The 26,347-nt window shown below is 36.2% G+C and carries 24 protein-coding genes, 1 tRNA gene and 1 riboswitch; of the genes, 14 read left to right on the top strand and 11 right to left on the bottom strand.

The window, feature by feature from the left end; genetic code table 11:
• Positions 1-7 precede the first annotated feature (7 nt).
• The 11 genes from ACQ33O_RS11125 to ACQ33O_RS11075 all read left to right on the top strand — a co-directional run bounded on the left by ACQ33O_RS11125 (position 8) and on the right by ACQ33O_RS11075 (position 13,221).
• Positions 8-1,717 (top strand): diflavin oxidoreductase, encoded by a 1,710-nt coding sequence (locus tag ACQ33O_RS11125; RefSeq protein WP_430995658.1) that lies wholly within the window; start codon positions 8-10, stop codon positions 1,715-1,717.
• 38 nt (positions 1,718-1,755) lie between these two features.
• Positions 1,756-3,423 carry an NADPH-dependent assimilatory sulfite reductase hemoprotein subunit gene (locus ACQ33O_RS11120; protein ID WP_430995657.1) on the top strand — a complete coding sequence of 556 codons (1,668 nt, stop codon included), beginning with the start codon at positions 1,756-1,758 and terminating at the stop codon, positions 3,421-3,423.
• A gap of 47 nt (positions 3,424-3,470) precedes the next feature.
• Positions 3,471-4,157 carry a DUF2490 domain-containing protein gene (locus ACQ33O_RS11115; protein WP_430995656.1) on the top strand — a complete coding sequence of 229 codons (687 nt, stop codon included), beginning with the start codon at positions 3,471-3,473 and terminating at the stop codon, positions 4,155-4,157.
• A complete protein-coding gene (locus tag ACQ33O_RS11110) occupies positions 4,150-4,731 on the top strand; it encodes a precorrin-2 dehydrogenase/sirohydrochlorin ferrochelatase family protein (RefSeq protein WP_430995655.1) in 582 nt (193 codons plus the stop codon). Before ACQ33O_RS11115 ends, ACQ33O_RS11110 begins: the two co-directional genes overlap by 8 nt.
• Before the next feature lie 97 nt (positions 4,732-4,828).
• On the top strand, positions 4,829-5,884 hold the full coding sequence (locus ACQ33O_RS11105; protein WP_430995654.1) for a sulfite exporter TauE/SafE family protein: 1,056 nt from the start codon (positions 4,829-4,831) through the stop codon (positions 5,882-5,884).
• A gap of 28 nt (positions 5,885-5,912) precedes the next feature.
• Positions 5,913-7,085 carry a chromate transporter gene (locus ACQ33O_RS11100; RefSeq protein WP_430995653.1) on the top strand — a complete coding sequence of 391 codons (1,173 nt, stop codon included), beginning with the start codon at positions 5,913-5,915 and terminating at the stop codon, positions 7,083-7,085.
• Positions 7,086-7,365: 280 nt separating this feature from the next.
• Positions 7,366-9,951: a TonB-dependent receptor gene (locus ACQ33O_RS11095; RefSeq protein WP_430995652.1), complete on the top strand. Its 2,586-nt coding sequence runs from the start codon at positions 7,366-7,368 to the stop codon at positions 9,949-9,951.
• A gap of 78 nt (positions 9,952-10,029) precedes the next feature.
• Positions 10,030-10,103, top strand: a tRNA-Cys gene (locus ACQ33O_RS11090).
• A gap of 94 nt (positions 10,104-10,197) precedes the next feature.
• A complete protein-coding gene (locus tag ACQ33O_RS11085; protein WP_430995651.1) occupies positions 10,198-11,409 on the top strand; it encodes a sterol desaturase family protein in 1,212 nt (403 codons plus the stop codon).
• Positions 11,410-11,485: 76 nt separating this feature from the next.
• Positions 11,486-12,238 (top strand): DUF2490 domain-containing protein, encoded by a 753-nt coding sequence (locus ACQ33O_RS11080; protein ID WP_430995650.1) that lies wholly within the window; start codon positions 11,486-11,488, stop codon positions 12,236-12,238.
• 98 nt (positions 12,239-12,336) lie between these two features.
• Entirely contained in the window at positions 12,337-13,221 is an 885-nt protein-coding gene (locus ACQ33O_RS11075; protein ID WP_430995649.1) for an aldo/keto reductase, read from the top strand.
• A gap of 3 nt (positions 13,222-13,224) precedes the next feature.
• On the opposite strand, the gene ACQ33O_RS11070 is transcribed toward ACQ33O_RS11075, so the two are convergent.
• From ACQ33O_RS11070 to rocD, 8 genes are all read right to left on the bottom strand, one after another.
• A complete protein-coding gene (locus ACQ33O_RS11070; RefSeq protein WP_430995648.1) occupies positions 13,225-13,539 on the bottom strand; it encodes a rhodanese-like domain-containing protein in 315 nt (104 codons plus the stop codon).
• 11 nt (positions 13,540-13,550) lie between these two features.
• Positions 13,551-13,733: a DUF6132 family protein gene (locus ACQ33O_RS11065; RefSeq protein ID WP_430995647.1), complete on the bottom strand. Its 183-nt coding sequence runs from the start codon at positions 13,731-13,733 to the stop codon at positions 13,551-13,553.
• Between the two features lie 2 nt (positions 13,734-13,735).
• Positions 13,736-14,197 (bottom strand): OsmC family protein, encoded by a 462-nt coding sequence (locus ACQ33O_RS11060; protein ID WP_430995646.1) that lies wholly within the window; start codon positions 14,195-14,197, stop codon positions 13,736-13,738.
• Positions 14,198-14,199: 2 nt separating this feature from the next.
• Positions 14,200-14,409, bottom strand: coding sequence for a YgaP family membrane protein (locus ACQ33O_RS11055; RefSeq protein ID WP_430995645.1), 210 nt, complete (start codon positions 14,407-14,409; stop codon positions 14,200-14,202).
• Between the two features lie 62 nt (positions 14,410-14,471).
• Positions 14,472-15,083, bottom strand: coding sequence for a Crp/Fnr family transcriptional regulator (locus ACQ33O_RS11050; protein WP_430995644.1), 612 nt, complete (start codon positions 15,081-15,083; stop codon positions 14,472-14,474).
• Positions 15,084-15,116: 33 nt separating this feature from the next.
• Positions 15,117-15,827 (bottom strand): VIT1/CCC1 transporter family protein, encoded by a 711-nt coding sequence (locus ACQ33O_RS11045; RefSeq protein ID WP_430995643.1) that lies wholly within the window; start codon positions 15,825-15,827, stop codon positions 15,117-15,119.
• A gap of 14 nt (positions 15,828-15,841) precedes the next feature.
• Positions 15,842-16,810: a tetratricopeptide repeat protein gene (locus tag ACQ33O_RS11040; RefSeq protein ID WP_430995642.1), complete on the bottom strand. Its 969-nt coding sequence runs from the start codon at positions 16,808-16,810 to the stop codon at positions 15,842-15,844.
• A gap of 25 nt (positions 16,811-16,835) precedes the next feature.
• A complete protein-coding gene (gene rocD, locus ACQ33O_RS11035; protein WP_430995641.1) occupies positions 16,836-18,074 on the bottom strand; it encodes an ornithine--oxo-acid transaminase in 1,239 nt (412 codons plus the stop codon).
• A gap of 218 nt (positions 18,075-18,292) precedes the next feature.
• Between rocD and ACQ33O_RS11030 the strand changes: the two genes are divergently transcribed.
• Positions 18,293-18,775 (top strand): VOC family protein, encoded by a 483-nt coding sequence (locus tag ACQ33O_RS11030; RefSeq protein ID WP_430995640.1) that lies wholly within the window; start codon positions 18,293-18,295, stop codon positions 18,773-18,775.
• A 226-nt stretch (positions 18,776-19,001) separates the two neighbouring features.
• Here the strand turns inward: ACQ33O_RS11030 and amaB are convergent, their stop codons facing one another.
• Positions 19,002-20,534, bottom strand: a complete 1,533-nt coding sequence (gene amaB, locus ACQ33O_RS11025; protein WP_430995639.1) for an L-piperidine-6-carboxylate dehydrogenase — start codon at positions 20,532-20,534, stop codon at positions 19,002-19,004.
• A 130-nt stretch (positions 20,535-20,664) separates the two neighbouring features.
• Positions 20,665-20,866, top strand: a riboswitch (cobalamin riboswitch).
• A 100-nt stretch (positions 20,867-20,966) separates the two neighbouring features.
• Here amaB and ACQ33O_RS11020 point away from each other — a divergent pair.
• Together ACQ33O_RS11020 and ACQ33O_RS11015 are read left to right on the top strand one after the other, a co-directional pair.
• On the top strand, positions 20,967-21,938 hold the full coding sequence (locus ACQ33O_RS11020) for a ribonucleoside-diphosphate reductase small subunit (RefSeq protein ID WP_430995638.1): 972 nt from the start codon (positions 20,967-20,969) through the stop codon (positions 21,936-21,938).
• Between the two features lie 48 nt (positions 21,939-21,986).
• Positions 21,987-24,335 carry a ribonucleoside-diphosphate reductase subunit alpha gene (locus tag ACQ33O_RS11015; RefSeq protein ID WP_430995637.1) on the top strand — a complete coding sequence of 783 codons (2,349 nt, stop codon included), beginning with the start codon at positions 21,987-21,989 and terminating at the stop codon, positions 24,333-24,335.
• Between the two features lie 69 nt (positions 24,336-24,404).
• Here ACQ33O_RS11015 and ACQ33O_RS11010 read toward each other — a convergent pair whose 3' ends face one another.
• Positions 24,405-25,013: a hypothetical protein gene (locus ACQ33O_RS11010; protein WP_430995636.1), complete on the bottom strand. Its 609-nt coding sequence runs from the start codon at positions 25,011-25,013 to the stop codon at positions 24,405-24,407.
• Positions 25,014-25,072: 59 nt separating this feature from the next.
• Positions 25,073-26,347, bottom strand: a complete 1,275-nt coding sequence (gene bioA, locus ACQ33O_RS11005; RefSeq protein ID WP_430995635.1) for an adenosylmethionine--8-amino-7-oxononanoate transaminase — start codon at positions 26,345-26,347, stop codon at positions 25,073-25,075.

Here is a 26,347-nt window from a genome sequence, read left to right as displayed (position 1 = left end):
AAGGATAATGTTACCTGAAGCAAAATTAAAGATTGTACAAGATTTGATCAGCACAGCAAGCAAGGAAGAATTGTTGTGGTTGAATGGTTATTTGAATGGGGTAGTGTCTACTCATACACAAACCAATGGTGTTGCCGTTGCAGCGGGTACTCCGTCAGTAAATAGGATCACGATCGTTTACGGTACAGAAACAGGTAACTCAAAGGCGTTGGCTACTCAATTCGCTGCCAAAGCAAAAAAGAATGGCATCAACGCAAAAGTGTTTGGCGCAGATCAATACAAATTAACGGATCTTCCCAAAGAAGAATATTTTTTTGTGTTGATGAGCACCCATGGCGATGGAGAAGCACCTGATGCTGCAAAGAAATTTTATGATCATATTGAAGCAGGAAATTTTTCTGTTGCTAAAATGAAATACAGTGTATTGGCTTTAGGAGATACATCGTATCCATTGTTTTGTAACGTGGGTGAAAACATCGATCAGAAATTTGAAAAATTAGGAGGCAAAAGAATTGTTCCTATTCAAAAATGCGATGTAGAATATGAAGCTGATGCTAATGGTTGGTTTGATAAAGTATTAGCAGCATTAAATGAAAAGCCTGCAGCAGCACCGGCTGCATCCGCTAACGGCCATGCAACACCTGCAGCTAAAAAAGTAGGTAAGGCTGCCTACACAGGAATAGTTACAAAAAATATAGATCTGAATGATAGAGGCTCTAATAAGGAAACCTATCATATAGAAATTGAAGCTGAAGGTATAGAATATACCTGTGGTGATTCTATTGGCATAGTTCCTGAAAATGACTCACAAATTGTTACCGATATTATTGCTAAGACAAATGTCGATGGTAATAAATCGCTGGAATTTAAGAAAGAGAAATTCACCATTTACGAATTATTAAAACGTAAAATAAATATAATTCATCTTACAGAAAGATTGGTCAAGCAATATGCGGATGCAACGGGGCATGATATTCCAGCCGGCAGATATGATCTGTTAGATCTTGTAAGAAATTACCCGGTAAAAGTGCCATCTCAATTTGAAGAGATATTGGTAGGTTTGAATGCGATCTCTCCAAGATTGTACACCATTGCTTCTTCACCAAAAGCACACGAAGGTGAAGTACACATTATCGTTGCGAAAGATGTGTATGAAAAGGACGGCCAGAAACGTTTTGGTTTATGCTCTGATTATTTGAGCAAACTAAAAGTAAACGGAAAACAAAATTTCTTTGTTCAACCAAACAAACGTTTCCGTTTACCGGCTGATAATAAAGATATCATTATGGTTGGGCCTGGTACAGGTATTGCGGCGTTCCGTTCTTTCCTAGCTGAAAGAGATGCAACCGGCGCAACAGGAAGAAACTGGTTGTTCTTCGGTGAACAACATTTTGCTTCCGATTTTTTGTATCAAACGGAAATGCAGAACTGGAATGAAACAGGTGTACTGACTAAAATAAATGTTGCATTCTCAAGAGATCAAAAAGAAAAGATCTATGTACAGCATAGAATGTTAGAGCATGGGGAGTCGCTATACGAGTGGATCATAGGTGGAGCGTCTTTCTATATCTGTGGTAAAAAAGATCCGATGAGTGTTGATGTTGAAAATGCATTGTTGCACATTATAGAACAATACGGTAAAAAAACAATTGAAGAAGCGAAAGCATATCTAGAGCAGATGAAGGAAGAGGGTAGGTATGAGAAGGATGTTTATTAGACTTGTTTTAAATTTTGAATTTTAAATTTTGAATTGAAATGGCAGAGAAAAAATTAACGGCGATAGAAGGAATTAAAGTAGCAAGTGATGGACTTCGTGGTACCATCAAAGAAAGTTTGCTGGATGAAATTACAGGAGCGATCCGTGAAGATGATAAAGCCTTGATCAAATTTCATGGCATGTACGAGCAGGATGATAGGGATAGAAGAGAGGAGAGAGCTGCAAAGAAATTAGATCGTTTGTACTCATTCATGATCCGTTTACGTTTACCGGGAGGTTTGATCAGTTCTGAAAAATGGATAGCATGTAATAATATTGCGAATGAAAATTCTACTGGTGTAATTAAAATTACTACTCGTGAAACAATTCAGTTGCATGGATTATATAAATCAAAAATAAAGCCAACCATTCAGGCATTTAATACAGCTCATCTCGATTCTATTGCAACTTGCGGTGATGTTAATCGCAATGTTACCTGCGCATCTAATCCGGCTTTATCTACTGTGCATGAAGAAGTGTTTGCGTATGCAGATAAGATCAGTAACTTATTGATGCCTAAAACAAAAGCGTATTATCAAATTTGGGTTGACAATGAAATGATCGTAGATAAAAAGGAAGAAGAAGATCCTTTATATCAAAAACATTACCTCCCAAGAAAATTTAAAATAGGTATTGCAATTCCGCCAAACAATGATTCGGATGTGTTTATTAATGATATCGGCTTGGTAGCAATTGTAGAGAATGATAAGCTGATAGGTTTTAACATTGCTATTGGTGGTGGTTTATCTGCAACTCACGGTAATGCAGAAACGTATGCAAGATTGGCAACAGTTATTGGTTTTACTGATACAGAAGAAAAGACATTAAGAACGATCTATGAAATTCTTACTGTACAAAGAGATTTTGGGAATCGTACGGATCGTAAACTGGCTCGTTTAAAATATACGGTAGATAAATTAGGGGTTGATAAGTTCAAAGAAGAAGTTGAGGCACGTATTGGTTTCAAATTAGCACCGGCAAAACCATTTGAATTTACCGAAAGAAAGGATATTTACGGATGGACAAAAAGTAATAAAGGTTTATGGTATTATACCGTTTTTGTAGAAAATGGAAGAGTATTGGATGATGAAAAAGTTGCTTTGAAAACAGCTTTGCTTGAAGTAGCAAAATTGAACAAATCTAATTTTATGTTTACTGCTACACAAAATATTATTATCAGTGATGTGGCAGATAAAGATAAAGCAGCGATTGAAGAAGTGCTTCGCAAATTCAAGATAATTGAACATACAGAGAGTGCGTCTTTGGTTCGCAAAAATGCAATTGCTTGTGTGGCTTTACCTACTTGTCCTTTAGCATTGGCGGAAGCTCAACGCTATATGCCTGAAATGATCTCTAAAATGGAGCCATTATTAGAAAAGCATGGGATTGCTGATCAAGAACTGATCGTTCGTATGACAGGTTGCCCGAATGGTTGTGGCAGATCTGCAGCATCAGAAATTGGTTTTATTGGTACACACCCGGGCAGATATAATTTACACATTGGAGGTGATAATGAAGGTCTGCGTTTGAATAAAAAGTATAAAGAAAGTTTGAATGAGACAGAATTGCTAACTGAAATGGATAGTTTGTTTGGATTATACAAAGCTGAAAGGAACAAGGGTGAAACCTTCGGTGATTTTACCATTCGAAAACAATTAGTAAAATAAATGATATACAAAGTCAAGTTTTAAAGCTTGACTTTGTACTTTTTAGTATGATGAAGAAATTATTGCTATTAATATTTTTATTTACCATAAAATTCAGTGTAGGGCAGAACAATCAATTATTTACCTGGGATGCATTGCAATTGGTTGCAAAAGTGAATGATAAATGGCATTGGATCAGTGATGTTAGCTACAGAACCATTAGTATTTCATCTTCTGCTAATCAATATACGTTTAGAACTGCGGTAAAAAGAATCATCAATAATAAATGGAGTGCTTCGGCCGGGGTTGCATTATTTAATAATCGTTTGGCAATTGATAAGGATGTGCATGAATTTGGATCTGAATATAGATTGTGGCAAGAAGTACTTTTGGAAACTCGTCTAAACAAAAACCTGTTGTTATTGAATCGCTTTCGTCCGGAAGAACGTTTTTTTGAAGCTACCAGTAAGGCTGATGCCTACAATGCATTGCGTTTAAGATACCGTGTAGCATTGGTTCAGGATTTGACAGAAAAAATAAAGCTCCAGATAGGAGAAGAATATATGCGTCAGTTAGCAAAAGGTAATTTTTTATTTCAGCAGAATAGGGTATCGGTTGCCGGTATTTTTACTACCGGTAAAACAACGCAACTAACAGCCGGGTATATGTGGAGTAAATTACCTTCAAGTTCACAACATTATATCGTATTGCTTTTTCAAAAAACTATTTCTTTTAAAAATAAAAGCAATGGATAAAAATAACTTGTTTCCTGTTTTTTTAAAGTTAGAGCATCTCCGAATCCTAATAGTTGGAGGCGGTTATGTTGGCATGGAAAAGTTATCAGCCATACTGCAAAATTCCCCTGCTACAAAAATTAAGTTGGTTGCAACAGTAATCAGCGATGAGATCAAATCGTTGGCCAGAAATTATCCTTCGATTAACTTGATTGAAAAATCGTATGCTGTTACTGATATGCAGGAGGTTGATCTTGTTTTTGCAGCAGTAAATGACGTTGCTGTTAGTACTGCGGTAGTAAAAGATGCCAATGAAAAAGGTTTGTTGGTAAATGCGGCAGATAAACCGGATCTCTGCGATTTTTATTTGAGCTCAGTAGTGCAAAAAGGTAATTTAAAAATTGCGATTTCTACGAATGGGAAATCGCCTACAATTGCTAAGCGTTTAAAGGAAGTGCTTCAGGATGCTTTACCTAATGAATTGGACGAGCTATTAGATAATATTCAAGCAATACGAAACACACTAACAGGTGATTTTCAGGCGAAGGTTGACCATTTGAACGACCTTACGAAAGGCTTAGTTGAAAAAAAGTAATATTTTTTAAAATAATAGTCTACTAATTTGGTGGGTTAATGTAAAGAAGTATCTTTGCAGTCATTTAGCCGAAATTGGTCGGTTCAATTAAAATAATATGACACAGCACGAACATACACCTATTGATGATATTATAGAATCGTCGGCTACCGAGGAGCATCAGGAGCAATATATAGATCTGGTCAATGAAGAGAATAGACGTAGTAAATATATCAAATGGCTCATAATAAGTCTTATTATTTTGGGTTTGATAGCAACAGCTATTATTACATTTACGCAAACTTCTGCTGAAACTCATAATAAGGTGTACAACACACTTAGCTCATTTTTAACAAAGAGTTTTCTGTTTTATTTATTGGTTGGGTTATTTGCACAAATGGTAGATGGTGCCCTGGGGATGGCCTATGGTGCAACCTGTACTGCTTTTCTTGCTAGCCTTGGTGTTGGTCCTGCACAAAGTAGTGCCAGCATACATATAGCAGAAGTGTTTACTACCGGAGCATCGGGGATATCGCATTTTAGACTAAAGAATGTAAATAAGAAATTGTTCAGAAGTTTAGTGATACCGGGAATTATTGGTTCGATAACTGGAGCTCTTATACTAAGTCTTTTGGAAAAGGGAGGGTATGTTACGGAAGATCAGTTTCAAAAATATTTTAAACCATTTGTGACTTTTTATACACTTGTTTTAGGAGCTATAGTAATTAGGAAAGCACTTCAAAAGAAACCTGTAAAGCCACAAAAAACAAAATTAACTCCTTTGGCTTTGGTAGGCTCTTTTTTTGATGCCGTAGGTGGTGGTGGTTGGGGCCCAATCGTAACATCTACTTTATTGGGCAGAGGTAGAAGTGTTACGTATACTATCGGTTCAGTAAATGCATCTGAATTTTTTGTTGCATTTTCAAGTTCAATAATATTCGGAATTTTTTTAGGATTAGAGCCGGGCTTATGGCAGGTGATATTAGGTTTGATAATAGGTGGTGTATTTGCAGCTCCGTTTGCAGCTTATCTGGTACGTAAGGTTAGGCGTAAGCCACTAATGATATTTGTTGGTTCATTTATTATTTTTCTGAGTTTAAATACATTGATCAAATTGACTTTTGGTTTCGATACATTAAAGACCATTGCGAAAGCAATTGTTCACTCATTTTAATGATTACATTTAGTAGAAGAGTAGTTGTATGCAGAATCAGCTTCGCCCCAATTATACTTTACAGCAGCTTGTTTTATATTTTCTGAAGCTTGGTACCACAGGCTTTGGCGGTCCTGTTGCATTAGTAGGTTATATGCATAAAGATCTTGTTGAAAATAGAAAATGGATATCTGAGGATGAATACAAACAAGGATTAGCATTAGCGCAATTAGCTCCAGGCCCTTTGGCTGCACAGCTTGGAATTTATCTGGGCTTTGTACATTATCGTTTTATCGGCGCAACGTTAGCCGGATTGGCTTTTGTTATTCCATCTTTTATTATGGTAGTATTGTTAGGAATGATTTACAAATTGTATGGAGGGCTAAGTTGGATGCAAGCTGTATTTTATGGAGTAGGGGCTGCCGTTATTGGAATCATTGTCATTAGTACTTATAAACTAACAACCAAGTCTATTGGAAAATTTAGTCTTGAATCATTAAGAGCCAATTGGTTGCTATGGTTGTTTTTTGTTACCGGCGCTGCGATAACTGTTATTACAAAACAGGAAAATATTTTACTGTTTGTTGCTGCAGGTTTGTTGTATATGTTTATAAAAGCCCCACCCAAATGGGCTTTCAAAAAAACAAGTAATTCATTCATTATTTTAGGAATAGGCTTTTGGAATTACGATACATCTGTATTAATGAAGATAGCTATTTTCTTTACAAAAGCAGGAGCCTTTGTATTTGGCAGTGGATTGGCAATTGTTCCATTCTTGCATGCAGGGGTAGTAGTAGAAAACCAATGGTTAAAAGAGCATGAGTTTTTAGACGCTGTAGCTGTGGCTATGATCACTCCCGGTCCTGTAGTAATTACTGTTGGCTTTATCGGCTATTTGATAGCTGGCTTCCCCGGTGCATTGGTAGCAGCACTGGCAACATTCTTGCCTTGTTATCTTTTTACAGTATTACCTGCACCATATTTTAAAAAGATAGCTGCTAATACATCAGTAAAAGCTTTTGTTGATGGTATTACAGCGGCAGTAGTAGGAGCGTTGTTGGGTGCTGTTATTGTGATTGCTACAAGAAGTATTGTAGATGTTCCGACCGCTGTAATAGCTGTTGTTACCGGCCTTTTGTTGATCTATTACAATAAAATTAAAGAACCTTATATAATAATTGCCGCTGCGTTGCTTGGCATTATACTAAAGGAATTGTTTTAAAATAATTTTAAAAAAAATAAGTCTATTAATTTGGTAGACTAATAAAAATGCCCTTATCTTTGCACACAAATTAAAAATTATGACACATCAATACTTTAAAATGTTTGTTCTATCTACTAAACAACGATGTTGTTCTAACACTTTATTTTCCTATTAACTATTTTTTTGAATAATTAGTCTATCAAAATAATAGACTTTTTATAGAGTAATTCAATCTTACAAATATTTTTTAATTTTTTAGTCTACTAAAACAATAGACTTTTATCATCAAAACACAATTATGAAAAGAAGTATTTTATTTTTTGCATTTTTAATACCGCTGTTTGCATCGGCTCAGGTGCAGATAAGCGGTCGTATTGTTGGAGAGAAGTTTGAAGGAGTGCCTTCTGCTTCCATTACTGTCAAAGGCTCATCTGCAGGAACGAAAGCCGATGCTGACGGTAATTTTTCGGTTAAAGTAAGTCAGCCATTCCCGATTAAATTGAATATAACTTCAGTGGGCTATGCTCCTTTGTTATTCATTATAAAAGATACAGTTGGTATTAGTAATGTAGTAATACAATTGAAAGCGTTGTTCCAAACGGATACGGTGGTGATTACATCCAGACGTCGTAGAGAGGTTTTACAAGATGTACCCATTCCAATTACTGTAATAGCAGGGAAACAGGCTGAAGAAGCCGGTGCGTTTAACGTTAACCGTGTAAAAGAATTGATACCATCAGTTCAATTGTACACATCTAACCCACGTAATACTGGTGTTAATATTCGTGGACTTGGTTCTCCATTTGGATTGACCAATGATGGTCTTGATCCGGGCGTAGGCATTTATGTAGACGGTGTATATTATGCCCGTCCGGCCGCGGCCACATTCGATTTTATTGATGTTGATCAAATTGAAGTTCTACGTGGTCCGCAAGGAACATTGTATGGTAAGAATACAACTGCAGGTGCTATCAGTATAACATCACGTAAACCAAATTTTAGGCCGGGTGGTACTTTAGAAGTAAGTTATGGCAACTTTGGCTACGTTCAGGCGAAAACATCAATAACAGGCCCGATAAGCAAAAGACTTGCAGGACGTTTTTCTTTTTCTGGCACACAACGTGATGGTTTGATAGAGAATGTACGTACATTAAAACGGACTAATGATATCAATAATCTCGGTTTCCGTGGTCAGTTATTGTATAAAGTGTCTGACAAAACATCTATAACATTAGGTGGAGACAATTCTCGTCAGCGTCCGGATGGTTATGCTCAGGTAGTAGCAGGGGTAGCTCCAACAAAACGCCCCGGTTACCGTCAGTTTGATTCGATCATTACTGCACTAAACTATCAATTACCAAGCACCAATGCTTTTGATCGTAAAATTGATCATGATGTGCCTTGGAATTCAAATACTGATCTTGGTGGTGTATCATTGAATGTTGATAGTAAAATAGGTTCGGGCACACTAACTTCGACTACGGCTTGGCGTTACTGGAATTGGGATCCGTCGAATGATAGAGACTTTACCGGTTTGCAGGCCTTAGCAAAATCACAAAACCCTGCTAAGCATAAAAACTGGTCACAAGAATTCCGTTATGCAGGTGATTTCTCTCCTAGTGTAAGTGGAGTATTTGGGGTATTCTATATTGATCAGGAAGTTAAAATTACCGGTACCGAAGAGTCGGGAAAAGATCAATGGCGTTTTTCTCAAAATACAACAAGTAGTTTATGGAAGACACCAGGATTGTTAGATGGTTATGGTATCAGAACAAATGCTTCGATCAAATCAAAAAGTGCTGCAATATTTGCTAACGTAGATTGGAAATTAACAGATAAATTCCATGTATTACCAGGTGTACGTTACAACTATGATGAAAAAGACGTGAATTACAAACGTACTACATACGGGGGCTTAGATACGGCTACTTATGCCGGTACAACTGCACAAAAAACAACATTGCAAGGATTTAAAAATGGTGTGTATACAAATCAGGCATATACAGCATATGCAAGTGAAAATAACTTTACTTATCAGTTAACGCTTGCTTACAAACCTAGCAAACGTATCAATGCTTTTGCAACTTACTCTACCAGCTTTAAACCAGTAGGGGTTAATGTGGCAGGTTTACCAAATCTTTCTAATGGCAGACCAGACAGTAGTGTTGCGGTTATTAAACCGGAAGATGTTAAGAGTATTCAGTTAGGTGTTAAGACCACATTAGTTGATAATTTGATTTTGAACTTAACCTTCCATAATACAGATATTAAGAACTATCAAACAAATGTGCAGTCAGCTCAATTGGGTGTTAACCGTGGTTATATAGCAAATGCTGAAAAAGTAAATGTAAAAGGCTTTGAGTTAGATGCAAGTTACAAAGCAAATAAGCATTTCTCATTTACCGGAGCTTTATCTTATACCGATGCCGAATATGTTAAATTTACAAATGCTCCTTTACCATTGGAAAAAACAGGTTTAAAAACTGTAGTAGGTAATTTGGATTCTGCATTTTTAGATATTTCAGGAGCTACTCTTCCGGGTATTTCTAAATGGTCCGGATCATTGGGTGGCGAATTCACAACACCGGTTGCATTCTTGGGTAAACCAAGTAATTTCTTTGTAGCAGTGGAAAGTTTCTTCCGTAGTTCTTTTTCTTCGGCCGCAACTCCATCTCCTTATTTGAATGTTGATGGTTATTCTTTAGTGAATGGAAGAATTGGTTTTAAAGGAACTAACGGTTTATCAGCTTATATCTGGGGACGTAATTTGTTCAATAAAAATTATTACGAACAATTATTAATTGCCGGTGGTAATGCCGGACAGATAGGTGCAGTTCTTGGAGATCAAAGAACTTATGGTGTTACTTTAAGGTATACTTATTAAAATAACAAGTTGGATGTTGGAAGTTGGATGTTGAGCGTACATAGCCTCTAACCTCTAACTTCCAACTTACAACCAAACAGCCTCGTGGCCGAGCGGATTTAAGGCTAAGATCTGCAAAATCTTCAACGTTGGTTCGAATCCAACCGAGGCGTCTTTTAGTTTAACAAGTTTAAAGTTGAATGTTGGAAGTTGAACTCTTTTTAACTTCCAACTTCCAACATCCAACTTCCAACTTCAAACGTTTTTATGCATTTCAATTATTTGGCTTTAGCAATCCCTCTTTTTGTTGGCTTTATGCTATTGGAATATTTTGTAGCTAAGAAAAAAGGCTACGATTATTTTCAATTACATAATTCTATTGCCAACATTAGTATTGGTATTGCAGAACGTTTGTTGGATGTTTTGATCGCTGGCTTTTTCTTTTTCGTTTATGATACTATTCAAAAAAGATACGGATTGTTTCATATCAAATCAAATGTTGCATGGTGGATATTAATTTTTTTACTGACGGATTTTATCTGGTATTGGTATCATAGGTTGGCACATGAAATTAATTTATTGTGGATGGTGCATGAAGTGCATCATCAAAGTGAAGATTTCAATTATACGGTTTCTGCAAGAGTAACTGTCCTTCAGGCTGTGGTTCGTACTTGTTTTTGGGCTGTTTTACCTTTAATTGGTTTTCCTGCAGAGATGATAACAAGTATGTTGTTGATACATGGGTTGTATCCATTCTTCATTCATACAAGGGTGATCGGTAAATTGGGAATACTGGAATATATTTTAGTTACACCATCGCATCATAGAGTACATCATGCAAGCAATGAAAAGTATTTAGATAAAAATTATGGAGATGTATTGATCATTTGGGATAAGCTCTTAGGTACTTTTCAAAAAGAAGAAGACAAAGAAGAAATTGTTTATGGGTTAACAAAACCATTAAAATCATACAGTTTTTTATGGCAGCATTTTCATTTTGCTATTGAAATGATATTAGCTGTAAGAACAAAAAAAACGTTCAAGGAAAAATTGAAAGTGGTTTTTGGTAAACCCGAAAAAATTGACCTTGCTTTAAGAGCCGAGGCAGAGAAACTCTTTAGAGTAAAACAAGCTCCCGATAAAATAGATGAACCGTTGAACAAATACGTGATCTTTCAAGTCTTATTTCTATTGGCATCGCTTTTCGGATTCATTGCATTGGATCATACATTCTCAACTTTATTTAAAACCATGTATGCCCTTTTTGTAATAGTAACCTTAATTAATTGCGGTGCAATTATGGAACAGAAAATTTGGGTGTTTAGGGTAGAACTTTTTCGAGCGTTTCTCCTTGTTTCCGTTATGTTTTTCTTTCCTGAATATTTGATAGCTAAACTCTTGCTGCTTTCTGTGGCCTCTGTAGCTTTGATCATTTATTACCGAGATGCTAAGAATAAATATCTGGATTATGTTTATTAATGCGTTGGCATAAAAAAACGGAAAGGAAATGTTATGGCTTGAGTTCGGGAGTTATTATTTCAATGTAAATTTGGCTATGAAAACAATCAACTTTTTATTGCTGATATTATTTGTCGGAACGATAAATAACAGCTTAGCTCAAACAAAAGCAACAACAAAGGACAATCAAATTTGGTTAGGTTATTTGAACCAAACAAGATTGAGTAATAAGTGGGGTGTATGGACAGATTTGCAATTGCGTACTAAAGAAGATTTTGTAGATAATTTTTCTCAGTCTATTGCAAGGGTAGGACTGACGTACTATTTAACAGAAGAGGCTAAGCTAACTGCAGGCTATGCTTATATAACTAGCTATCCCGAAGGAGCCAGGACAATTGCTCAGCCTGAGCACCGTCCATGGCAACAGATTCAATGGCATACGAAATATCCGAAATTGCGGTTAATGCAGTGGTTTCGATTGGAAGAAAGATATAGACGAAACATTTTGAATAATACTGAGTTGGCAGATGGCTATAATTTTAATTGGAGACTGCGGTATAATATTTTGGCGCAATTTCCCTTAAGCAAAAATAAGTTTCAGCCAAATACGTTCTCTTTTGTTTTGAATAATGAAATACATGTAAACTTTGGCAAGCAGATCGTTTATAATTATTTCGATCAAAACAGGTTTTTTGCAGGGTTTGCATATCATTTAAATAAACATGATAACCTGCAGTTTGGATATATGAATCTTTTTCAACAATTGCCTGCAGGTAACAAGTATAAAAGTAATAGCGTAGCTCGGTTGTTTTATTTCCATAACCTCGATTTAAGAAAAAAGACGAAGTAGTAGATTTACATTTAAAATTTAGGTTAAATTTATTATCGGTCTTTTTAAAAATCCATTTAAAACAGTGTTATCTTTATATTACAAGAAAAATAAGAGAAATGAATAAAATATATTTAAGTGATTCCGGCCCGAAAGTTTCTGAAGCTATTTATGGTTTTTACAGATGGACAGAGAAAGAATTGTCTGCTGATAAAATGGAGTCTATCATCAATCTTTGTTTGGAATTAGGGATCAATACTTTTGATCATGCAGATACTTATGGTGGTTATCAATGTGAAGAATTATTTGGGAAAGTAATTGCAAGTAAAAGCATCAAGAGAGAAGATCTTGTTTTGTTTACAAAATGCGGCGAAAAAATACCGCATACAAGTAAACCGGATATTCGTATAAAACATTACGATACATCAAGTGAGCATATCATTAAGAGTTTGGACAATTCATTAAAGAATTTTCGTACAGATTATATCGATGTTTTTTTATTAAATAATCTTGATCCTATTTCTGATCTGGAAGCAACTGCATTGACTTTGCAGAAATTAAAAGACTCCGGTAAGATCAGGAATATTGGTGTGGTGAATTTTTCAGTTTTTCAACATCAACTACTAAGCTCTTATTTAAAATCTCCGATTGTAACCAATCATATTGAACTGAACTTATTAAATACGCAAGCTTTGGATAATGGTCAGATAGACTATATCAAACAAAAGTATATGCGTCCTTTAGCAACGGCACCTTTGGCCGAGGGTAAAATTGCGGATAGCACAGATAGAGTGCCATTATGGGTTAGAGCAAAACTGGAAGAACTTTCTCCGAAATATAATGCAGATATTGAATCTATTGCTGTAGCATGGTTGGTTAAACTGGGAGCGTTACCACTGATCGGTACTACCGATGAAAAACGCATTCGCAATATTGCCAATGCATTTTCTATCGATCTGGATCGTCAAGACTGGTACGATCTTTACAATGTAGCAAGAGGATAGTCTTTATAATTTATTTTCGAGACTAATCCATCCGCCGCCATTGTACACTTCTGTGTATCCATTTGCTTTCAGTATGTTTCTTGCTGATGCGCTTCTCATACCGGATGCACAGCAGGTTATGATCACTTGATTTTTGTTTTTTATTTTCCCAAGATTACCTGATAATTGGTCTAATGGAATATTGATGGAACCATTAATATGGCCCCCTGCATATTCTCCTTTTGACCGTACATCAATGATAACGGCTCCTTGCTTTAATAATTGATTGTAATCGGTTGATTGGCCCAAGCCAAAAAGTGTTTTTATTGTATCGAACATTTTAATTTATTTTATTTTAATAAAGAAATTGATAACCCTCCAAGAGTTGCTCCGTATAATGTTGATTTTACCGGGTTTGAAGTAATCGGACAGGAGCCTGAAGTACACCCAACGAAATACCAGTAGGTATATCCTGATAAACCACCTATTAGCATTCCTGCTAAATAAAGTTGGTGTTTTTTTAATCTTATCATACTTATGCTACTAAAAGTTCCGCAGGTTTGTTGTTGAAAATTTGCTTCCCATTATAATGAACTTCCCAGGTTACCGGCATCGCTTTTTTGAGCATATGACTTACACCGCAGTACTTTTCCTGAGAATCCATAACTGCATTCAGCGCCACTTCTTTATTTGGTTCTTCTCCCATAAACTCATAAATGACATGAATTGAAATATATTCTATTGGAGCTTGCTTACTTAACTCTCCGGATACTTTAATATTCAGGTCTTTTACTTCTTTTTGCGCTTTACGAAGAATAGCCACTATGTCCATTCCAGTACAACCGGAAAGAGCAGTAAGTACAAAGGGTTTAGGGATCGATCCGTTATCTTCTCCACCAACTCTTTCAGGTGCATCCATTATTATAGTATGTCCGTTTACCAGAGCATTGAATTGCATTTTTCCCATCCATTGGGTTTCGATTTTGTGTTGTGCCATATTTAGGTTGTTTTAGTTTTGCAAGTATTCATTCCAAATAATGTATAAACAGGGCAGAAGCTAATAAAGCTTGTTAATAGAAGAATTACTGAAAATACAATTGCCGTTACACCTAATTTGCCCTGAATAATATCAGTAAAATAAAGTGATGATAAAATAGCAGCTACAATCAGTCTGATTGCTTTGTCTACGGTGCCCATATTCTTTTTCATTGTAAATGTTTTAATGATAAAACAAAATTACAATGTCAAAAATCCGTGTAGTGTGATGTATGTTACAGAAGAGAAATTTTATTTCGGGAGAGATTGATCAGCTTGTCTTTTTCCATTTGTTTCAAAACACGACTAACGGCTTCTCTGGTAGTGCCTAATTCTTCTGCAAGTTGAAGATGGGTAACACTTATTTGTTTTGATTGAAACAAAGAAGATTTTTGTTGAAGTAGATGCAATAAACGGGCATCTAATTTTTGAAAAGCAACTGCCGTTACTACATCCAATAACTCTTCAAAACGTTTTTGATATAAGTTGAAAATAAAATCCGTCCATTCAGGAAATTCTTTTATCCAGGCACTCACTTTATCTACGGGGATTAAAAGTAATTCCACATCCTCTTCTACAGTAGCTTTGATTTTGCTAGTGTCATTATGAATGCCGGCCAAAATAGACATGATACAGCTTTCGCCGGGTTTTATATAGTATAACAAAATTTCTTGGCCATCAGCATCAGTCTTTATTACTTTGAGATTACCGGAAAGTACAATAGGGATCGATTTTATGTAAGAAAGAAAATTTATTATAACAGTTCCTTTTGAGAATTTTTTTATTTGTCCGGATTGGTAAACCTCTTTATTTAATAAAGTATGAAATAAATTTTCATTTGCAGGCATACTGTTTATTTTGGTTTGTTAGCATAACTGATTCTAATTTCCTTCAAATAATTTAGCCACTCCAAATGCGGCAGCAGCGGCCATTGCGCCAATCAGTGTAACTCTTAATGCTCCGAGCAAAGGGTTTACTCCGGTTATCTTACTTTTAAAATATCCGAATATAAATAGGCAGATCAATGTAGCAACAACAGATATTTTTAATGCCTCAGTAGAATCACTAATAAAAAAATACGGACTTAATGGTATGATGCCACCGGCAACATAGGAAAGCCCAATGTTCAGTGCGCTTTTAGTAGCTCGTTTAGGATCGGGTTTATCTAAGCCTAATTCATATTTCATCATAAAATCTACCCAGCGGTCTTTGTCCTGTGCAATTTCCTCTGTGGCTTGTTGTTGTAATTCCGGACTTAAGCCGATACTTGCAAAAAACTCTTTAGTCTCTTCTATCTCTTTATGTCTTAAATTTTCAATTTCGCTATACTCTCTTGAAACTTCACTGCGGTAATGATCTTGTTCTGTTTTCCCTGACAAGTATCCTCCAAGCCCCATGGCGATACTACCGGCTGCAATTTCAGCGATACCGGCGATAACAATAATATTACTGCTGCTAACGGCACCACTTAATCCGGCTGCTAATGCGAAAGGTACAGTAAGCCCATCACTCATACCTATCACAATATCTCTCAATGCTGCTGAGCTTTTCAGATGAGTTTCGGTATGTTCATGATGTAAATGGGTTTCCATAAAGTTGGGTTCAGTTATTGTGGGGTAATGTTGTTTTCTTTAAGTATTTTGTTGAAACGATCTTCATTGCCCGCTGCTTTCATTTTACCATATATGTATTGTATGTTTTTCTCTGCATCTACACGATAGGGTGAGTTTTGTTCAATATAAAGATTGTATGCCTTGCACATATTTTGTAATCCATTTTCAAAATCTTCTTTGTAAAGCAGATAAATTCGTCCCATACCATAGTAGCTTTCCGGATCAGTTGGGTACACCGATAGCATATCGCTATAACCTTTCAATGCTTTGTCGTAATCTTTTTTAAATTCATACACAACAGGAATGTTTTGCAAAGGGGTTTTGCCAAGCGGAGATATTTGAAGAGATTTATTATATGCCTTCAACGCATCATCAAGTTTTCCAAGTCTTCTGTTACAAAGACCGATATTGTCCCATGCGAATGCAAATTTATCATCGATCTTTACTGCCTTTTCGAAATGTGCTAATGCTTCTTTGTATTTTTCTTTTTGCATGTAGTCAACGCCATCGTTATATTCTGATGCTGCTTTTGGATCGTTTGAATAGGAAAATTCAGAGCCGTCATTGTTAGATGCAACGGCAAGTTTCAATGAAGCACAACTGTCCATTAGCCAGTGCTCTATCTGAAAATAATATCGCTTATATTCATTAGATTCTTTATCTATGTTGTAGTTGATAGTTATTGCTTTGTCTGAATTATTAGCCGAGGCGCTCATTAACTTACTGATCAACTGATAGGCACCCGTTTGATTGTCGATACAATTTTTGATCCCTTCTGAAATTTCTTTATTCCCTTTCTCATTTATATTAATACTATCGATACACTTACAGGCAAGTTGTGCACTTGTTCTTAGCATCTGAACACTATCAATTTTTAGATCGTTAAGAGCTCCTATTTGTGAAAAAGCAGCAAATGAAATTGTAGTTAAAAAAACTGTGACAAGTGTCGCAATATTTTTCATATGGTTTTTTTTATGACGTAAAATTTTAACCTTGTAAATGTAATAAACTCTTACTGATAATAGCTACGCATTCCTGTATTTGGCTTTGTGTGATCAACAAAGGAGGAGCAAAGCGTATTTTGTCTCCATGAGTTGGTTTGGCCAGTAAACCGTTTTCTTTCAATGCAAGACATAATTCCCATGCAGCATCAGGATTACTGTGTTTAATTACAATAGCATTTAAAAGTCCTTTGCCTCGTACTATATCGATAAAAGGGGAGTTCAGTTTTTTCAATTCATTGCGTAATAGTTCACCCATTGCTTCTGCATTCTCCATCATCTTTTCATCTTTTAAAACTTGCAATGCCGTAATCGCAACAGCACATGCCAACGGATTTCCACCGTAGGTACTGCCGTGTTCTCCGGGTTTGATGGTCATCATTATTTCATCGTCTGCTAATACTGCACTTACAGGTAACGTGCCGCCACTTAATGCTTTGCCTAATATCAACACATCCGGACGAACATTTTCATGATCGCATGCAAGCATTTTTCCTGTACGGGCTAAGCCGGTTTGTATTTCATCTGCCACCATTAATACATTGTATTCTGTACATAGATTTCTGATGCCTTTAAAATACCCTTCATTGGGAACAACAACACCGGCTTCACCTTGAATTGGTTCGAATAAAAAGGCTACAACATTTTTATCCTGCAATACTTTTTCTAATGAGACAAGATCATTATGCGGAATGGTCACATAGCCTGGTGAGTATGGACCGAAATTATTTTTAGCACTTGGATCATTACTGAAAGCAATTACACCTGTTGTCCGTCCGTGAAAATTTCCTTCACATACAACAATTACGGCTTTGTCTTCTGCAACACCTTTTACTTCGTATCCCCACTTACGACTCAGTTTCAATGCTGTTTCAACAGCTTCTACGCCGGTATTCATTGGCAATACTTTGTCATATCCAAAATAGTTGGTAATGTATTTTTCATATTCACCCAATAAGTTACTGTGAAAAGCCCTGCTCGTTAACGTTAGTTTTCCGGCCTGTTCGATTAAAGCGGCAATGATCTTCGGATGGCAATGCCCTTGATTGACTGCAGAGTAGCCACTTAAGAAATCGTAGTATCTTTTGCCATCTACGTCATAAACAAAAACTCCTTCGCCTTTATTGAGTACAACAGGCAATGGATGGTAATTGTGTGCACCGTATTTTTCTTCAAGATCAATATATTGTTGAGTATTTTTAGATAGTGTGATTGTTGATTGCATTATTGTAAGTTTAAAAAGTTTGAAACGTTTAACAGGCCGAAGATTGAATGACTTGTTAATGTCAGTAATGTGAAAAGTAGTGTGTCTCCCTGCAAAAGCAGAGAGTGCCTATGTTTTGAACTTAGTGATTCAGCAGATCAAGATTGCTGCTGAGAAAATACGATATGTATCTGTTAGATGAGATAATTGTAAATTTGACTGCAATTTAAAAAAAATATATGACATATACAATTCCTGCTCAAACCCGTATAGGGCATGTGCATTTAAAAGTGGCTGATATTGAACGTTCTCTGAAATTTTACAGAGATATCTTAGGCTTTCAGGTAATGCATTATTACGGCGATAGTGCTGTTTTTATTAGTGCAGGAGGTTATCATCATCATATTGGTTTGAATACCTGGCATAGTAAGGGAGCCGGACCAGCATCGACCAATGGAGTAGGATTGTACCATACAGCAATTTTATATCCTACAAGAAAAGATCTGGCCGTGATTGTGCAACGTTTGATCGAAATAAAGCATCCTTTAACCGGAGCCGCTGATCATGGTGTTTCAGAGGCCATTTACTTAAATGATCCTGATGGGAACGGTGTTGAACTTTACTGGGATAAGCCAAATAGTGAATGGCCTCTTGATGCCGCAGGAAATTTGCAAATGATCACTGAGCATTTAGATATTGATGGACTATTAAAAGAGTTGTAATGCCAGTTTAATAGAATTTTAAAGAGCGCTTTGAGATGTTAACTACTCGTTTCGAGACCTGTCTGACTGCTTTATTTCGTCATGCTAAAATTGTATACGATGAAAATGTCAATCATTTTTTTAGTAGCTTTTTTCTTCTCGCTATTATTTCATTTCATTCTTGCCAAAAGGATTAACTCCGTAAATAGTTAGTTTAGGGAGGAGTAACAAAAAGCTTTTATTGGTTCTACAGGTCGAATTTTATTCCTTGTGCCAATGGTAATTTGTCAGTATAGTTGATTGTATTTGTTTGCCTACGCATATAAACCTTCCATGCATCGCTGCCACTTTCTCTACCACCACCTGTTTCTTTTTCGCCGCCAAATGCGCCACCGATCTCAGCTCCGGAGGTTCCGATATTTACATTCGCAATACCACAATCGCTTCCTGCATGAGATAAGAATCGTTCTGCTTCTCTTAAATTATTTGTCATGATAGCAGATGATAAACCTTGCGGTACATCATTTTGCAAAGCAATCGCTTCATCCAAATTTTTATATTTTATCAAATATAAAATAGGAGCGAAGGTTTCATGCTGTACAATTTTAAAATGATTCTTCACTTCGGCAATACAAGGTTTTACATAACAACCGCTTTCATAACCTTTGCCTTTTAACACGCCTCCTTCAACAATAAATTTGCCGCCCTCTGCTTTACATTTCTCTATAGCATCTAAATACATTTTTACTGCATCTTTATCGATCAACGGACCAACATGATTTTTTTCATTCAAAGGATTGCCAATTTTTAATTGCTTGTATGCATGCACTAATTTATCTCTGAACTTATTATAAATCTTTTCATGAATAATTAATCTTCTTGTTGATGTGCATCTTTGTCCGGCTGTACCAACAGCGCCAAACGCAGCGCCGATCAATGCCATATCCAGATCAGCATTTTCAGAAATGATGATGGCGTTATTACCGCCTAATTCCAACAAACTTTTTCCAAGCCTAGAGGCTACGGCTACGGCTACGGCCTTGCCCATTCTTGTGCTACCTGTTGCTGAGATCAATGCTATGTCTGTATCGTTGCTCATCCATTCGCCAACATCTCTGCCACCAATAATTAAATTGTTTACACCTTTTGGGACATCATTTTTTTTGAAAACGTCGGCAGTGATATTCATGCAAGCAATTGCTGTCAATGGTGTTTTTTCACTTGGTTTCCAAATACATACATTGCCGCAAACCCATGCCAAGGCAGTATTCCAACACCAAACTGCAACAGGGAAATTAAAAGCTGAAATAATGCCTACAATACCTAAAGGATGATATTGTTCATACATTCTATGTCCCGGCCTTTCACTATGCATGGTTAAACCATGTAATTGACGAGATAAGCCAACTGCAAAATCACAGATATCGATCATTTCCTGTACTTCACCTAAACCCTCCTGCAAACTCTTCCCCATTTCATAACTCACTAGTTGACCGAGTGCATGTTTGTTTTCTCTTAATTTTTCGCCTATTTGTCTTACTATTTCTCCACGTTTTGGTGCAGGCCATAATTGCCATTCAACAAATGCAGCTTTAGCGGTACTTACGATATCTTCGTATGCTTTTTTATCTGCACCTATAACAGATGCAATCAAAGCCCCGTCTACAGGAGAAAAAGAATCGAATATATCTCCCTTTGATTTTAGCCACTGGAGTCCGTTGGATACTCCTTTATTCTTAGTTTCAACTGATAGAGCAGAAAGAAAATTCATAGTTGACATAGCCTGTTTTTTCTGTAATGTACCTAATTTTTCGAACTTAAAAAATGCTAAATCCTTACCTGTTAACGCTTTTAAAACTTGTAAACAATTTGTGAAAAACATTATTAAATTAATGTTACGAGCAGGCGTATTATTGCACTGTTATTGAGGTTCTCAGTTCTATTTATAGACACAAGATTAAAAGGGAATCCTGTTCCAATCAGGAGCTATCCCCGTAGCTGTAAGTTCTAATAAAAATTTTTGCACCTCAAGCCACTATCCCGCCCATGGCGGGACGGGAAGGCAGCAAAAACAGGACGAGCCAGAAGACCTGCCTTTGATAATGACATAACAAAAACTATACTTTCGGCGGAAAAGTAACAGTAAATAAAGTAGACATTTTGCTCTTCTTTTTACACTGCTTTTTTGTCGTTGGTTCTCAAATAAATAAGTATGCAGAACGAACCAATTTTACAGGATAACAAAGACCGCTTTGTGCTTTTCCCGATCACCCATCAGGATATATGGAAAATGTACAAACAAGCAGAAGCAAGTTTTTGGACTGCAGAAGAAATTGACCTTACTGCCGACCTGCAGGATTGGGCTAATAAATTGACGGAAGACGAAAAGTATTTCATCAAACATGTATTAGCTTTTTTTGCAGCAAGTGATGGAATTGTAAATGAAAATTTGGCGGTTAATTTTTTACAAGAAGTGCAATATCCTGAAGCCCGTTGTATGTATGGTTTTCAGGTGATGATAGAAAATATTCACAGCGAAGCATATTCATTGTTAATCGATACTTATATCAAAGATCCAATTGAAAAAGACAGATTACTTAGAGCAATTGACACAATTGATTGTGTAAAGAAAAAAGCAGAATGGGCATTGCGTTGGATCGATAAAGGAAGCTTTGCTGAAAGATTGATCGCTTTTGCTGCTGTGGAAGGAATATTCTTCAGCGGCAGTTTCTGTTCAATTTTCTGGTTGAAAAAACGTGGCTTGATGCCGGGTTTAAGTTTTGCCAATGAATTGATCAGCAGAGACGAAGGATTGCATTGTGATTTTGCTTGCTTGTTGTATACAGATCATGTAAAAAATCAATTGCCTAAAGAAACAGTTACTCAGATCATCAGAGATGCGGTAACCATTGAGAAAGAATTTGTAAGCAGTGCATTACCGGTAGGATTGATTGGTATGAATGCAACATTAATGTGTCAGTACATTGAATTTGTCGCTGACAGATTATTGGTGGCTTTGCATTGTGATAAGATCTATAACGCAACTAATCCTTTTGATTTTATGGAATTGATCTCTCTGCAGGGTAAAACCAATTTCTTTGAAAAAAGAGTAGGAGAATACCAAAAAGCTGGAGTGATGAATGACAGCAGTTCGAAAGCATTTACAATGGATGAAGATTTTTAAGAATTAATAATAACCCTTTATATACTTACTACCTAAATTCTCTAACACATGAAAGTAATAAAACGCAACGGTAAAAGTGAGGCCGTACACTTTGATAAAATCACTTCGAGAGTAATGAAGTTGAGTTACGGTTTGCAATTAAAGAACGACGATGTGATCGAAATTGCTAAGAAGGTGATAGCCGGTATTTACAATAATGTTACCACTACAGAATTAGATAATTTGGCAGCAGAAACTTCTGCATCTTTTACCACCAAACATCCTGATTTTGCAGTACTGGCGGCACGTATAGCTGTTTCTAATTTGCACAAGAATACATTGAAATCCTTTTCGGAAACGGCAAGCTTGTTGTATAACTATATTGATGATAAAACAAATGCGCCTGCGCCTTTAATTGCAGATGATGTATATGCGATCATTCAGGAACATGCTGATGTATTGAATGCGTCGATCATTTATGAAAGAGATTATCATTTTGATTTCTTCGGATTTAAAACATTGGAAAAATCTTACTTATTAAAAGTAAATGGTAAAATAGTGGAACGTCCGCAACACTTGTTTATGAGAGTTGCATTGGGAATTCATAAAACAGATATTGATGCTGCGATTGAAACTTATAATTTGATGAGTGAAAAATGGTTCATTCATGCAACTCCAACTTTATTCAATGCCGGTACACCAAAACCGCAAATGAGCAGTTGCTTTTTGCTGAGTATGAAAGATGATAGCATTGCAGGTATTTATGATACGTTGAAGAATTGTGCTATGATTTCTCAATCTGCAGGAGGAATTGGTTTAAACATTCATAATATCAGAGCTACCGGTAGTTATATAAAAGGAACAAACGGTACAAGTAACGGAATCATTCCAATGTTGAGGGTATTCAATGATACAGCACGTTATGTAGATCAGGGCGGAGGAAAACGGAAAGGAGCATTCTCTGTTTATTTAGAACCATGGCATGCAGATGTGTTTGAATTTTTAGATCTGAGAAAAAACCATGGTAAAGAAGAAATGAGAGCAAGAGATCTGTTCTTAGCGCTTTGGATACCTGATCTATTTATGAAAAGGGTAGAAGAGAATGGAGACTGGAGCTTATTCTGTCCGAATGAAGCTCATGGCTTACACACTAGCCATGGCAAGGCTTTCGAAGCATTGTATGAACAATATGAAGCAGAAGGTAAAGCAAAGAAAACTGTTCCTGCACGTGACTTGTGGAATGCAATTTTAGAATCGCAAATAGAAACGGGGACACCGTACATTTTATATAAAGACGCTGCAAATGAAAAGAGTAATCAAAAGAATTTAGGTACGATACGCTGCAGCAATCTTTGTACAGAGATCATCGAATACAGTGATGAAAATGAAACAGCGGTTTGTAATCTGGCGTCACTTTCTTTACCTCGTTTTGTTGAGGGCAAGACTTTCAATTTCGAAAAATTATTAGAGATCACACAGATAGTTACTAAAAATCTAAACAAAGTAATTGATAATAATTATTACCCTATTCCTGAAACGAAGCTGAGCAACTTCCGTCACCGCCCAATCGGTTTAGGTGTACAAGGTTTGGCTGATGTGTTCATGCTATTAGGTTTGCCATTTGAAAGTGATATGGCAAAAATGCTGAACAAGAACATTTTTGAAACAATTTATTATGGTGCTTTGGTTGCATCAAACAATGTTGCAAAAGAAGTTGGCGCTTACGAAACATTTAAAGGGTCTCCTTTAAGTCAGGGTATTTTGCAATTTGATATGTGGAATGTACAACCAAGTGATCGTTATGATTGGGATGCATTACGCAAATCAATCATGGAGCATGGTGTACGTAACTCTTTATTGTTAGCACCTATGCCAACAGCCTCTACATCACAAATTTTAGGTAACAATGAATGTTTTGAGCCATACACTTCAAATATTTATAACCGTCGTGTATTGAGTGGAGAGTTTGTTGTAGTAAACAAACATTTGCTGAAAGACTTGATGGGCTTAGGTTTGTGGAGCGATCATATGAAACAACGCATTATTGCAGCCAATGGTTCCGTTCAAAATATTGATGAGATACCAACTGAGTTAAAAGAAATTTACAAAACAGTTTGGGAGATCAAGCAACGAAATATCATTGATATGGCTGCTGATAGAGGTGCATTCATCTGTCAATCACAATCATTGAATTTGTTTGTAGCTGATGCAAATTTCGCAAAATTGTCATCAATGCATTTCTACACATGGAAGAAAGGGTTAAAAACGGGTATGTATTATTTACGTACAAAAGCCGCTGCAGATGCCATTAAATTTACCGTAGATGCTGCTGTATTAAATCAAACAAAAGAAGAACAAGTGGCACAGATCACCTGCTCATTGGATAATAAGGATGAGTGTTTGAGTTGTGGTTCGTAAAATAGATTGACTGTAACTAAAGAGGCTTCAACACTACTGTTGAAGCCTCTTTTATTTGATTGCATAATATTAGTTTGCTAAAATCTCTTTCTCCACCGCATTGATCCAAACATTGAATAATTTTTCTTCCACCTCAACAACAGTGCTGCAAAGCTTTTCCCACTCAGGAGAAAACTCTTTTAACTGGTGTTTCATCTCTGCCAAGTGATTGATCTCTTCAGCAATGATACTTTTTACATTGACTGAACTTTTTGCTTCAGTCAATACATCCTGATACTTTGGATATAATTCATCAGCCCTTACTTCTATAGCGTAGGTTACCAAAAGGTAAGCAGCATACTTTAGGTCATTTCCTGAATAACCAAAAGTGTCTTTCAGAAAACGACAAACTTTAATGTCTAGTTCATGAATATAATAGAAGCTCATTTTAGGAGCCAGTAGGTATTGTTTTTCGTAAGTAGGGCAGCTGCCTTTATCTATCTTCTGAATTTGTTTTTTCAAATAATAAGCATGTCTTGCTTCTTCAGCCGAATGCTTTAAAATCATTTCGGTTGCTAAAATAGGGTGCTCACATTTTTTGATCTTTTTAGCACCTGCATTCTCCATCATCGAAAGCGTATTAAGCCACTTTGCATGCAGCTTATTGTCTTTCACTACTGTTTCAAAAATATTTTCCATAATTGTTGTGTAAAGGTACGAAAACCGTTTATAGGATTTATCGTTTAACGTTTAATGGTTTAAATCGTTTGTAGGTAGGTTAAAGACTGGTCTATAGTTGTATAGACCTTGTTTAATTCTTTCTTTGTAATACAGTATGGCGGCATAATGTAGACGATATTGCCAAGTGGTCGCAATAGTACTCCATTTGATAAATAGAACTTATAAGCCATGTCCCTGATCGAATTAAAATAGGAGGTGCTCTGTTTTGTATTTAATTCAATTGCTAAAATAGTACCTTGTTTGCGAACCTCTTTTACAAACTCATGTGATGAAATGGATTCAGCAAATTTATTATGCTGTTCAGTAATCATTACGATCTGATCCTGGCAATTTTTACTTTTAAGTATTTCAATGCTTGCATTAGCTGCAGCACAGGAAAGAGGGTTGCCTGTGTAAGAATGTCCGTGATAAAAAGTTTTTGTTTTATCATTCGCATAAAAGGCATCGAAAATTTTATTGTTACAGGCTGTTATACCTAAAGGCATAAAGCCACCTGTTATACCTTTCGATAAACAAATAATATCCGGTTTGTTTTTTATATATTCGATAGCGAAATTTTTGCCTGTTCTTCCAAAGCCTGTCATTACTTCATCAGCAATGGTTAGCGTGTTTTTTTTCTTTGCAATAGATAATAGAACCTCCAAATGTTTAGGACTATACATTTTCATTCCAGCCGTGCCCTGTACTAATGGTTCGAAAATAAAAGCAGCCACATTTCCTTTATCGATTAAAGCAGTAAATTTTTCAGTTACATCTTTGATGTTTTCTTTTGTTGGAACAGGGATATGTGAAACCTTAAACAAATGTTTGCTGAAAGCAGCATTGAATTCATTTCTTTCTGCAATACTCATTGCGCCGAAAGTGTCACCATGATATGCACCTTCAAATGCAATTATATTTATTTTGTTTTTGATATCTTGATTGTGCCAATATTGAAGTGCCATTTTTAAAGCAACTTCAACAGCAGTAGATCCATTATCTGAAAAGAATATTTTTTTAAAATGATTGGGTAAGATGCTAAGTAAATTTTTAGAAAGGTCAATAGCCGGCGTATGTGTAAAGCCTGCAAATATTACATGTTCTAATTTTTTTGCCTGAGTTGCTATTGCTTTTGCAATAATTGGATTGCTATGTCCGTGTATATTTACCCACCAGGAAGAGATAGCATCGATGTATTGTTTGCCATCTTTGGCATATAATGTACAATTCTTTGCGCTGTCAATGTGAATGGGAGCGTCAGCTGTTTTCATTTGTGTAAAAGGATACCATATTGCATTGTCATCTTTCGGCAT

The sequence above is a fragment of the Ferruginibacter sp. SUN002 genome, from assembly GCF_050611725.1.
Classification (GTDB): Bacteria; Bacteroidota; Bacteroidia; order Chitinophagales; family Chitinophagaceae; genus Ferruginibacter.
This window is presented reverse-complemented; position numbering and strand designations above follow the sequence as displayed.

What these genes read in the sequence shown, in the direction of transcription:
- ACQ33O_RS11125 (WP_430995658.1), top strand. Translation starts at nt 8, where the DNA reads ATGTTACCTGAAGCAAAATTAAAGATTGTACAAGATTTGATCAGCACA.
- ACQ33O_RS11120 (WP_430995657.1), top strand. Translation starts at nt 1,756, where the DNA reads ATGGCAGAGAAAAAATTAACGGCGATAGAAGGAATTAAAGTAGCAAGT.
- ACQ33O_RS11115 (WP_430995656.1), top strand. Translation starts at nt 3,471, where the DNA reads ATGATGAAGAAATTATTGCTATTAATATTTTTATTTACCATAAAATTC.
- ACQ33O_RS11110 (WP_430995655.1), top strand. Translation starts at nt 4,150, where the DNA reads ATGGATAAAAATAACTTGTTTCCTGTTTTTTTAAAGTTAGAGCATCTC.
- ACQ33O_RS11105 (WP_430995654.1), top strand. Translation starts at nt 4,829, where the DNA reads ATGACACAGCACGAACATACACCTATTGATGATATTATAGAATCGTCG.
- ACQ33O_RS11100 (WP_430995653.1), top strand. Translation starts at nt 5,913, where the DNA reads ATGCAGAATCAGCTTCGCCCCAATTATACTTTACAGCAGCTTGTTTTA.
- ACQ33O_RS11095 (WP_430995652.1), top strand. Translation starts at nt 7,366, where the DNA reads ATGAAAAGAAGTATTTTATTTTTTGCATTTTTAATACCGCTGTTTGCA.
- ACQ33O_RS11085 (WP_430995651.1), top strand. Translation starts at nt 10,198, where the DNA reads ATGCATTTCAATTATTTGGCTTTAGCAATCCCTCTTTTTGTTGGCTTT.
- ACQ33O_RS11080 (WP_430995650.1), top strand. Translation starts at nt 11,486, where the DNA reads ATGAAAACAATCAACTTTTTATTGCTGATATTATTTGTCGGAACGATA.
- ACQ33O_RS11075 (WP_430995649.1), top strand. Translation starts at nt 12,337, where the DNA reads ATGAATAAAATATATTTAAGTGATTCCGGCCCGAAAGTTTCTGAAGCT.
- ACQ33O_RS11070 (WP_430995648.1), bottom strand. Translation starts at nt 13,539, where the DNA reads ATGTTCGATACAATAAAAACACTTTTTGGCTTGGGCCAATCAACCGAT.
- ACQ33O_RS11065 (WP_430995647.1), bottom strand. Translation starts at nt 13,733, where the DNA reads ATGATAAGATTAAAAAAACACCAACTTTATTTAGCAGGAATGCTAATA.
- ACQ33O_RS11060 (WP_430995646.1), bottom strand. Translation starts at nt 14,197, where the DNA reads ATGGCACAACACAAAATCGAAACCCAATGGATGGGAAAAATGCAATTC.
- ACQ33O_RS11055 (WP_430995645.1), bottom strand. Translation starts at nt 14,409, where the DNA reads ATGAAAAAGAATATGGGCACCGTAGACAAAGCAATCAGACTGATTGTA.
- ACQ33O_RS11050 (WP_430995644.1), bottom strand. Translation starts at nt 15,083, where the DNA reads ATGCCTGCAAATGAAAATTTATTTCATACTTTATTAAATAAAGAGGTT.
- ACQ33O_RS11045 (WP_430995643.1), bottom strand. Translation starts at nt 15,827, where the DNA reads ATGGAAACCCATTTACATCATGAACATACCGAAACTCATCTGAAAAGC.
- ACQ33O_RS11040 (WP_430995642.1), bottom strand. Translation starts at nt 16,810, where the DNA reads ATGAAAAATATTGCGACACTTGTCACAGTTTTTTTAACTACAATTTCA.
- rocD (WP_430995641.1), bottom strand. Translation starts at nt 18,074, where the DNA reads ATGCAATCAACAATCACACTATCTAAAAATACTCAACAATATATTGAT.
- ACQ33O_RS11030 (WP_430995640.1), top strand. Translation starts at nt 18,293, where the DNA reads ATGACATATACAATTCCTGCTCAAACCCGTATAGGGCATGTGCATTTA.
- amaB (WP_430995639.1), bottom strand. Translation starts at nt 20,534, where the DNA reads ATGTCAACTATGAATTTTCTTTCTGCTCTATCAGTTGAAACTAAGAAT.
- ACQ33O_RS11020 (WP_430995638.1), top strand. Translation starts at nt 20,967, where the DNA reads ATGCAGAACGAACCAATTTTACAGGATAACAAAGACCGCTTTGTGCTT.
- ACQ33O_RS11015 (WP_430995637.1), top strand. Translation starts at nt 21,987, where the DNA reads ATGAAAGTAATAAAACGCAACGGTAAAAGTGAGGCCGTACACTTTGAT.
- ACQ33O_RS11010 (WP_430995636.1), bottom strand. Translation starts at nt 25,013, where the DNA reads ATGGAAAATATTTTTGAAACAGTAGTGAAAGACAATAAGCTGCATGCA.
- bioA (WP_430995635.1), bottom strand. Translation starts at nt 26,347, where the DNA reads ATGCCGAAAGATGACAATGCAATATGGTATCCTTTTACACAAATGAAA.